Annotated in this window: 6 protein-coding genes and 1 pseudogene; 1 reads left to right on the top strand and 6 read right to left on the bottom strand. The window is 52.1% G+C overall.

All coding sequences use genetic code 11. The features are described 5' to 3' along the window. The 3 genes and pseudogenes from GPK89_RS12135 to GPK89_RS12125 form a co-directional block, all read right to left on the bottom strand. A pseudogene (locus GPK89_RS12135) lies at window positions 1–233 on the bottom strand (plasmid segregation actin-type ATPase ParM); the annotation flags it as partial. A gap of 476 nt (window positions 234–709) precedes the next feature. Next, on the bottom strand, window positions 710–5,014 hold the full coding sequence (locus tag GPK89_RS12130) for a GH85 family endohexosaminidase C-terminal domain-containing protein (RefSeq protein WP_215693484.1): 4,305 nt from the start codon (window positions 5,012–5,014) through the stop codon (window positions 710–712). Further along, window positions 4,993–5,646 (bottom strand): endo-beta-N-acetylglucosaminidase, encoded by a 654-nt coding sequence (locus GPK89_RS12125; RefSeq protein WP_215693483.1) that lies wholly within the window; start codon window positions 5,644–5,646, stop codon window positions 4,993–4,995. Before GPK89_RS12125 ends, GPK89_RS12130 begins: the two co-directional genes overlap by 22 nt. Here GPK89_RS12125 and GPK89_RS12120 point away from each other — a divergent pair. Further along, window positions 5,645–6,079 (top strand): hypothetical protein, encoded by a 435-nt coding sequence (locus GPK89_RS12120; RefSeq protein ID WP_215693481.1) that lies wholly within the window; start codon window positions 5,645–5,647, stop codon window positions 6,077–6,079. The two genes, GPK89_RS12125 and GPK89_RS12120, sit on opposite strands and share 2 nt — an antisense overlap. A gap of 1,451 nt (window positions 6,080–7,530) precedes the next feature. Here the strand turns inward: GPK89_RS12120 and GPK89_RS12115 are convergent. The 3 genes from GPK89_RS12115 to GPK89_RS12105 form a co-directional block, all read right to left on the bottom strand. Next, window positions 7,531–8,367, bottom strand: coding sequence for a tyrosine-type recombinase/integrase (locus tag GPK89_RS12115; protein ID WP_215693479.1), 837 nt, complete (start codon window positions 8,365–8,367; stop codon window positions 7,531–7,533). A 121-nt stretch (window positions 8,368–8,488) separates the two neighbouring features. Then, window positions 8,489–8,686, bottom strand: coding sequence for a hypothetical protein (locus GPK89_RS12110; RefSeq protein WP_215693477.1), 198 nt, complete (start codon window positions 8,684–8,686; stop codon window positions 8,489–8,491). Then, window positions 8,667–8,979 (bottom strand): hypothetical protein (locus GPK89_RS12105; protein ID WP_215693475.1); only part of this gene is annotated, 313 nt, incomplete at its 5' end. The genes GPK89_RS12105 and GPK89_RS12110, both read right to left, overlap by 20 nt.

The following is an 8,979-nucleotide window of genomic DNA, read 5'->3' as shown; positions in this document are numbered from 1 at the left end:
ATCTCCTTTGCGATAGCTGCCAGTGTCAGCAGGTAGTAGTTGTCGTTTACAGTTTTGTCCCGCTGGATAGGCTGCCGCCCAGAGCCACAAACAAAAAAGCACCCGCCAAACTCTAAGAGTCCTTGGCGGGTGTAGGGTTCGTGTTCTCCGTAGCTTGTCAGCCCTGCCGGGAACGAGCAGTGGGCTGTTTTGATAGCATAGTAGCCGTGGTCAATGCCGATAATGATGCTCATAGTGAAAATCCTCCTTATTGTAAATAGGTATAAAATGGGAAACTTGAAAACAAAATGAAAACTGCCGGGAAAAGCAAAAAATCCCCGCTTCATTGGCTTTTTCTGGTCCTATATGTTGATTAAAATTATTTCGCACTGTGGATTATAGTCCACCAACGCGTTGAGCGCACCATTCGTTCCTCTGTCTACAACAATATTTTGTTTGACAAGAATTCCGAGTTGTTGGTCTTCCTCCATGCCTGTAGACACAAAAGTGCCCCTTGCGGTTCGAAGCCCGCAAGAGGCACTTTTGCAGTTATACCTTAATCATCAACCAACACCGAGGACTTGTCTCATTCCCCTTCCGATTGACTGCCAAACACAGTGATAGATATGCCAGTAATATGATTAAATCTTATAGTTTTGGTCAATCTGTCGATTGCGATCAAGCGCATAATGTGTTTTAGAATTAGGAGTTTACGTTCATCTCGTAGACATCAGCGATTGCCACTGCGTTTTTTCAGGTAGAGTGCAACGATAAAGCCACCCACGGCCAAGCAAGCCAGAATCGACAGCACTTCATAAGGGAAGTTATCGCTCGTCTGAGGAATCGCGCTTGTTGCTCCGCTGCCAGATGCCGCTGCACTGCCGTCATTCGGCTTTGCAGTAGGCGCAGCACCCCAAGTGCCGTTTGCAATTCCTCCCGCAATATCGGGATGTTCATCCTTCACAGTATCAGCAGGTTTCTGTACCGGCTTCACAGTATCAGCAGGTTTCTGTACCGGTGCCGCAGGTTTGGTCTGGGCAGTATTTACAGCATTCCGCACTGCATCAAGGGCGGCTTTCAAGTCTTCAGCACTTGCGCGGCCTGCGATAGCAGCTTCCGCATCAGAAATTGCCTGGCGGATAGCGTCCGCGCTCTCCACAGTATACTTGCTCAGGTCAAGTTGCTTGGTTTCTTCAACCAAAGCATTCAACTCGGTGGCATCGCCAGCCTTTACCAATGCCGCCGCTGCGGCCTGCAACGTCCGTGCTGCTGCATCTACAGCCTCCTGGGTAGCGTTTTCATTGGCGGCGACCGTCTTTGCGGCCTCCAATGCATCGGCAACCAATTTCCAGGATTTTGCAGTATGAGCGTTCGCATCCATGGCCTCCACCTTGGAGATCATATCATCAATTGCAGTCATATCTGCTCGGAGCGCCAGTGCCTTGTAAGCAGCTTCCAGATTTGTATAAGCAGCTTCGATCTCATCGGCGGTTGCATCACGGTTGGCGGCGACCTTCTCAGCTTCTGCCAAAGCCTGGGCAAGGGCAGCCCAAGAATCAGGCTGATACCTGCTTTCATCCAGTTCCTTGATGCTGTCGATGGCCGCGACCAGGTTCGAGTTGTCAGCACGCTTCACAAGGCTTTCCATGGCGTCCTGCAGAGCGTCAGCTGCATGGTTGACAGTCACCTGGTTTGCATCCTCAGCGGCAGAGATGCTCTGCGCTTCGGCCAGCGCAGTTGCAAACGCTGCCCAGCTGGTGGTCGTGTAATCGTCTTCCACCCGGGCGGAAGCCTGCTCGATCAGCTGATTCAGAATGGTCTTGTCCACAACAGGCTCGGTGGGCTTGGCCGTAGCGTACAGTTCGGCCTCGTAGATGCGGACGCAGGCAGCCCAACCGGTGGTATCGGTACGGCTGACATTCAGCTTGAAGATCCGTCCGGTCGCATCGCCCAGATCATTGGTGGTAACATCGGCCGCGTTATCGGTGGTCTTGGCACGCTCTGTCCAGTTCGCAGCGTCTGCCAGCACAGCGTTCCGTTCCTCGGCCTCCATGGCCAGCAGTTCGTCCACGTTGACCTTGTCTTCGTTCAGCACATAGAACTCGTAATTGGCAGTGTTCATGCTGCCGTTGCCGGCCGTCGGCGTTTCCGCCACGCCGACGTGGGAGACGACCAGCTGCCGGACGTTGCGTTCTTCGCCAATGTCAAAGGCGACCCACAGGTTGCTGCCATCCTCGCACCATTTGCCGGTATCGGGGTTTTCCTTGTCGCCGTCAAACAGCTTTTCGGGGCCCTGGGCAGTGCCCAGTTTTTTGCCGTTGTAGCCAACGATGGTCGCATTCTGGGACACCAGTTCCAGCTCGCCCACAGGCTCGGTGACGGTCACGGCAGCGCTGCCGGAAACCTTCGGATCCTGAACCGAGGTCGCAACAACGGTCAGCTGCTCTGCGGTCTCGTCCTCCGCAACGGTCAGCAGGCCGGTCTCGTCGATCTCAGTCGCCTCAGAGACCGCGCCGTCCACGCTCCAGGTCACAGAATGGTCGGTGATATTCTCGCCGTTGACCATAGCTGCAAACTGCTTGGTTGCGCCCTTCTCCACAGATGCAGTAGCGGGCGATACCGTAACAGATGTAACGATTGGCCCAACAGAATCGCTCTGCAGGGTAACATTCACATCGTAGGTCTGGCCTTCGGTCACGACCAGGCGCTTCACAACCGTGTCGTTGATCAGGTAGCCTTTAGGAACATTTTCGCACTTAATGGTGTACGTCCCCAATACAACCTCAGCAGATTCGCCGGTAGTCACAGTATAGACCTTTTCGTTGTTGCTGTTGTAAACGCCATAAGTAACGCCGGTCAGTTTCTCGCCCTTGGCATTGGTCGCCACCAAGTTCAAGAAAGCGGTCGGTTCCGGGAATGCGGGGATTTCGACAGTATACTTATCAGAGATCAGCTTACTGACGCGTTTTACTTGCAGGGTGAGTTCACTGCCCGCACGCGGGACCCGAATGCCACGGATAATTACCGAGGTTTCGTCAGCAGCCACCGGGAGAGAGGCTTTGGTGTATTCACCAGAGTCGTTCTCGTAAACGTAGACCACATCGCCTTCACTCAGGCCATTCACCGTAAGAGAAATATAGATGTCGCCACCGTTGGAAGAGCTAACCGAGCCAGGCTGTGAATAAGCTTCCGCTGTAACATCCCTTGCCGCCTCAGATTTTGCGGCATTTTCCGCCTCAAAGCTCGCGCTCAGCTTGATGCTTTCTGCGGAACCTGTGGCGGTGGTGGTGTAGTAAATACGTCCGGCTTCTTGCGTGCCAAAGTTAAGGCCGGTGATAGTGACAGTGCCGCTTTCTGCAACCGCCTCTCCGATCTTGTTATACTCGGCGCCGGATTTGGTGTAGACCGTGACAGTCTGGCCCGCAGGCACGTTCTTCAGTGTGAAGGTATCATTGGCGCCCGTGCCATTCTCTGCGGCGGCAAACTGGATGGACACCGGCTCCGTCTGGGGGAACTCGGCGGTCTCGAACATCTGCCATTCATAAATGCGGATACCGCCCCAGGGGGAAGTTCCATCATCATAAATGCTCAGTCTCCATTCCTGTGCAGTCACCGGTTCGTCCAGCAAGACATCCGTTACAGCGGCGGTGTTGTGCTGGATGCGCTTTGCCTCTACCCACCGGCCAGACGCATTCTTATACTCCAGAGCAAAGTCGACGGTGTTCATCAACACATCCTCGCCACCGTACTGGGCATGTTCTACGCGCCAGCGGCGGACCGTCACCTCACGACCAATGTCAATGTCCATATATCCGGTCTCCGCATTGGTAACACACCATTTGGAACCATTCAGGGAGGTCCCGTCAATGGCCTTGGAGGCAGGCTCGCTCTCATTCTGGCCAGAATATCCGGTTACCGTCGCCCCCAGGCAGACGTTTTCGAATTCTTTTGGTTCGTAGACTTCAGAGTCCTCATTGCTATACAGCCAGTCGATTATCAGTTCGGTGCCTTCACCGCGTACACCGTTGGCATTAACGGGGACGACTTTCAGCGTCACGTCGTCTTCGTCAAAATCACGAACCAGGGTAGGCAGGTAGAAGGCCGTGTTGGGGGTCTCCATGATCAGATTAGAAGTCCCGTTCGCGTTGACCTTGTAGATCTCATAGGAAGCAGCGCCGTCCACAGCATCCCAGTAAATACGTGCTTCCGCATCATAGGCGTTGTGATACAGGATCTCGTCCAGCGCCACAGAAGTAGGACCGGACAGCGCCGCGCGATCCTGATCCAAAATGGCAAGCTGGCCCAGGTTGATGCGGTAGTCGGACACAGCAGTATCGCTTTCCACCTTTAAACCAATGGCATACAAAGTCTTGCCGACATGATCAGAAATATCTACCACCGTGGTGGTCCAGGTATCAGCCTTACTGGCAGTCAAATCGTAAGCGACTGTTTCGCATTCCTCATAGCTGGCAGTACTGTCATCGCCATAATAGGCAACCAACCTGGCCTTGCCATCATCGTTCTTGGCCGTCAGGCTCAGTGTCATGCCTTCGGTCACAGCGACATCGGTGCTGTACAGCATGATGTCGTTTGCCTTGTTGGCATCCAGATCACCATAGAACCGAATGGAAGTGCCGCCGTTATAGGCGTCATTGAAGTCATAGCCGCCATCAAGCTTCGAGCCGTCAGAATCGATGATCCAGGTCCAGGTGGGCATAACGTCCTGCACGGACTGGTAACTCCACTCGTTGTCACGGGAGAGTTCACCATTCACATAATAACCAACACCGTGGCCGGAATTAAAACTGGTTACGAACGGTGTGCTGAGGATCGGCGTCTTGTCGGCGAAGAATCGGGACATACCCAGCCAAGTGGGTGAGGAAACATTAGCCACTTCTACCCGCGGATCTGAAGCAGAATTGACATAGAAGTCTTGTTCAACCTCGTGGAACTGCGCTCCGTTTGCAGAGTTACCTAACGTGGAGTTGGGGCAATACAGCGCGATGGATAGCTTTAGCTTGCCATCCTCGTCCACGAGCAGTTCACACGGAAAGGCGTGTTCATGCCGTTTTGCTGTACATCCAAGCCCGCATAAGCATCGAAGGGGCTGCGGTTAATAGAGTTCATCGTGCTGACTGTAGTAGAAATCTGCCCTGTATACCAGTTGTAGTTCATAAAGAACTCATTGATTCCCACAGAGCCATCATCGCTACGCTCCATCCAACGCTGGTTCGAGCTATTAACCGCGTTCTGGTAAGATACGCCGCCGGAAGGCAGCATCGAGTCGTACCAGCTAATCAAGATGTCGGGGCACTTGGCGCGCATGTAGCGGATCATCTCATCCAACCTGGATGCAATCTCTGCACTGCAGCCAAAGGATTCCTGGTTGAAGAAGTATCCATCAAAACCATAGTAATCCATCACTTCCAGTAGCTTATCTGCCACGGGGAAACTGCCATCTTCCGCCTTTTGGCAGAAAGCGTCAACTTCCTCCGCATAGCCCGAGCCAGATCCCCAAGGGAAGCCCAGTGTAGCAACGACCGGCACACCGTTGGTGTGGGCAGCGTCAGTAAATTCGCCGGTGGGGCAGCAGATCAGGCCCTCCTCAGAACCGGACCAGTACACAAAAGAATCGGTGTACTGCCAGTAGTTGAAGGACCAGCTCATGAAGTTCTCGGTGCCTTGTGAACTGGTGGTGTCGTGGGAAGAGTTAGCCAGGGAGCAGAGCATGAGCTTTGCTTCAGGATTTGCCTTTGGGTTCACGACAAAACCGCCCTCTCGGTTTGCCATGGGAATGCTCGCCCTGCTGTATCGTGCGTCCGGGTCAGATTCCGGCGTCCACTCTAAAAGAGTGGCCACGCTGAAAGAGGGGCCGATCGGCATCAGGGACTCGTGTGCGGCATACGCTTCGTTCATCTCCGCTGACCCGTCTTTGCCGGGGGTCGCAGCACTTGCGGGCAATGCGGTACCGGACAGTACCATAGCCAGTGCCATCAGACATGAACCGAAGCGTTTCCACTTCTTGTTTTCCATTGGTAAAGCACATCCTTTCATTTCGCTTTTCTCAGATGCATCTAATCAATCGCGCCGAACCGGGTAATTTTGCCGAAAGCACCCTGTTGTTCCCTTTGAGGTTTGGAACTTACAATGATGACGCCGCTCTTGATTCAAACAGAACAGTCCGGGATTACACATCAAAGCGTTTCCATTCAATGCACAGCAAAATACTTTCACAGGGATCCGGTTGGGCTTTCCCTTAAGCACCACCTTCGCTCAAATTGATTTATATCCACCAGGAAACGTGGTCTGCCGCGCTCATTTGTCAAGCAGATATACATTTCTGCTATGCATGTGCGCGTATGGCCAAACCCGCTTCTGGCAAACACTCCTGTTTCCGGCCCAATAACGGCTACATAAAGCCCTGGCACAGAATCAACGCCATTTTTACGTATCGTCCCGTTCATTCCCAAACAAATTAGCAGGCAGACGGACAGACAATAGAGTGGGTAGATATCTCTACCATCAGCAACACATCGTTCTATTGTTCCACTTGACCGCCTCTACCGCGCCTTGCTTGAGGCATTGGATCGGCACACCTGATGCCAGAAGCTTCATAAGCGGATAGATTCAAAATTTATTCGGGCGTCTCTGATAAACCAAAATGCTGGAAAATTCGCTAAAAGATAACGGATGCAAGGCGCGAGACCGCCGCAATACTTGGTGTATTGCAAGGTTGAGTAACGTAGCAGACGCTGCTTTTGGGCAATACCGAGCAATTCAAAATGCCAATGCGGCGAGCGAGACGCGTGACCGGCTAAGAGAGAAGCACAGGCAATCCTTGGTGGATTGCCGAGCATTTTCTCAACGCTGATCATGTGCCGCGGCCGTCGCAGCGATGCTTTAGGCTTAAGCCGAGAATTGTGCGGGGATGCCCCGGTAGAATTAGACAGTGCTGGGGATTTTTCAGATACCCTCTAGGCTACGCACCACATACAAAGTGGTTTGAAGTTTTTATTGCCGACAATGGAGCGGCCATCTTGCCCAATTAGCTTTCCAACCAAAATGTTGTGCGAACCACAATCGCTGTTGGCTGCCACCAGGCAGACATAGCCCACACTTGTGCAAGCGATTACCCACAATTTCAGATGTCAAGTTGCATCGTCCTTGCAATATTTGTGTTCCGGTCATTTCAGCGTGCAGCGAGCAAAGAAAAACAGAAGCATATTCTGTTAATTGCATGTTAACTACATATAACAAAACAAATTGCAAAAAGAAGTTACAATGGATTAAACAGGGAGGGGGTAGCGATTCCAAATCGATGAACCAGTGCTAATTTTAGCACATAAAGGTGAAAAAAGCAAGGGAAAGTACACAATTTTGTTGAAATTGTAAAAAGTGCACATAGAAATACTGTTAGGCGCGGAATTTCAGCGCTTGCCCAACAACTTTTTCTTACTTACTTTTTCATTTTTGGTATTTAAAACGCGAACGGACGTTTATTAAATGTTAACTTTTGTTAACGACAGGAACGGAACTATGCTTTCGTCAAATTCACAATAGAAGGTGCATTTTATTGAGTAGACGCTCATGTTCTGCGCCGGATTCCATGATATAAATTCTTGTCGTCTCGATGCTGGAATGACCGAGCAGGTCCGCCAGTTTCGAGATATTTTTTTCGAGGTTGTAAAATGTCCGCGCAAACAGGTGCCGCAGGTTGTGGGGGAAAACTTTCTTCCCGGCCACATTGGCGCGCTCGCACAGGGCTTTGAGCAGTTTCCAGACCGTTACGCGGCTCAGAGGCTTGCCAACACGGGAAAGAAACACCGGACCGGCATGAATGCGGTGTTTCTGGCACCAACGGGTCAGGCGGTGGCAGAGCTCAGCGGGCAGCAGGATCTCCCGGCATTTGCCTTTGCAGCGGATAGACGCCTTGTGCCGGCGGACGGCTTCTGCCGTGATAAACTGCAATTCAGACACACGGGTACCGGTGGAGCAAAGCGCTTCCAGCAGCAGTTGGGTGCGCTTGTTGCCGGCGGCGCGTGCGGCGTTCAGCAGGCGGAAATACTCGGCGCGGGTCAGTTCCCGGCCAGGGTCGGCGAAGATCCTGCGCTGGTGCTTGAGCGGCTTAGCTTTGCCAGCCACGTTGTCGATGCTCTCTTGGTAATCATTGACGGCAGCCAGCATCGCGTTGACGGTGGCAGGGGTATAGCCCTTTTCGGTCAGGCTATCCCGCCAGGCTGCAACGGTCTCGCGGGTCGGGATGTCCCCTGCCCCGGTATCGGCAAAAAAGCGGGCCAGGGCTTTGGTGTACTTCTGGATGGTGGCGGGGCTGTACTCCCGGTGGGTCAGCCAGGTCTGATAGGTGTCAAGAATAGATGAAGTTTTCATGCAGATCCTCCTTACTGGTATATAATTTGTACCTTTTATTATGCCGCAAAGAACAAGCGGCTTATATTCTAAATGAACAGTTCTGTTTTGCTAAGCATAATCCAGCAGCTTTACAACCTTCTTACCGCTGCACAACATTGGCTTGGGCAGCAGTCATACCGCGCAGTTGCACACTGCCGACACTATTGTGCTGCATCAGTGCATCAAACCGCTGCATATCCACGGCTGTAACCTTGCCGTTTTCGTCCTGCGTTGTAAAATCGCCGGAATAATACTGATCTGTCTGCAGGATCTTTTCTTCAAGGGTCATCCGGCTCATCAGGTCGCTGATGCGCTCTTCTGTCGAAAGATCCGGGTTCTGGTATGGCTACGGGGAAATTGAAAACATTCTGAAAACAGCAGGATTTATTCTGTTTTTTCTCAAAAAAATTGCCCACTCCCCTGCCAAATTCCAAAAAATGGCAGAGAAAGTGGGCTTCAGGGTGGGCAAACCGCCCAAAAATGGTTGGACAACACTGTAAAACCGTGTTCAAAAATCGGTTGGCGAAATCGCCGATTTTCGACGCTACAACAAAGAAAAAAGACTGTGACATCTTTTTCATCACAGTCTTA

It is taken from the genome of Gemmiger formicilis, assembly GCF_018784445.1.
Lineage (GTDB): Bacteria > Bacillota > Clostridia > Oscillospirales > Ruminococcaceae > Gemmiger.
Note: the sequence above shows the minus strand (reverse complement) of the source record. Positions and strands in the feature narration are given on the sequence as shown.

What these genes read in the sequence shown, in the direction of transcription:
- GPK89_RS12125 (WP_215693483.1), bottom strand. Translation starts at nt 5,646, where the DNA reads ATGAGCTGGTCCTTCAACTACTGGCAGTACACCGATTCTTTTGTGTAC.
- GPK89_RS12120 (WP_215693481.1), top strand. Translation starts at nt 5,645, where the DNA reads ATGAAGTTCTCGGTGCCTTGTGAACTGGTGGTGTCGTGGGAAGAGTTA.
- GPK89_RS12110 (WP_215693477.1), bottom strand. Translation starts at nt 8,686, where the DNA reads ATGAGCCGGATGACCCTTGAAGAAAAGATCCTGCAGACAGATCAGTAT.
- GPK89_RS12115 (WP_215693479.1), bottom strand. Translation starts at nt 8,367, where the DNA reads ATGAAAACTTCATCTATTCTTGACACCTATCAGACCTGGCTGACCCAC.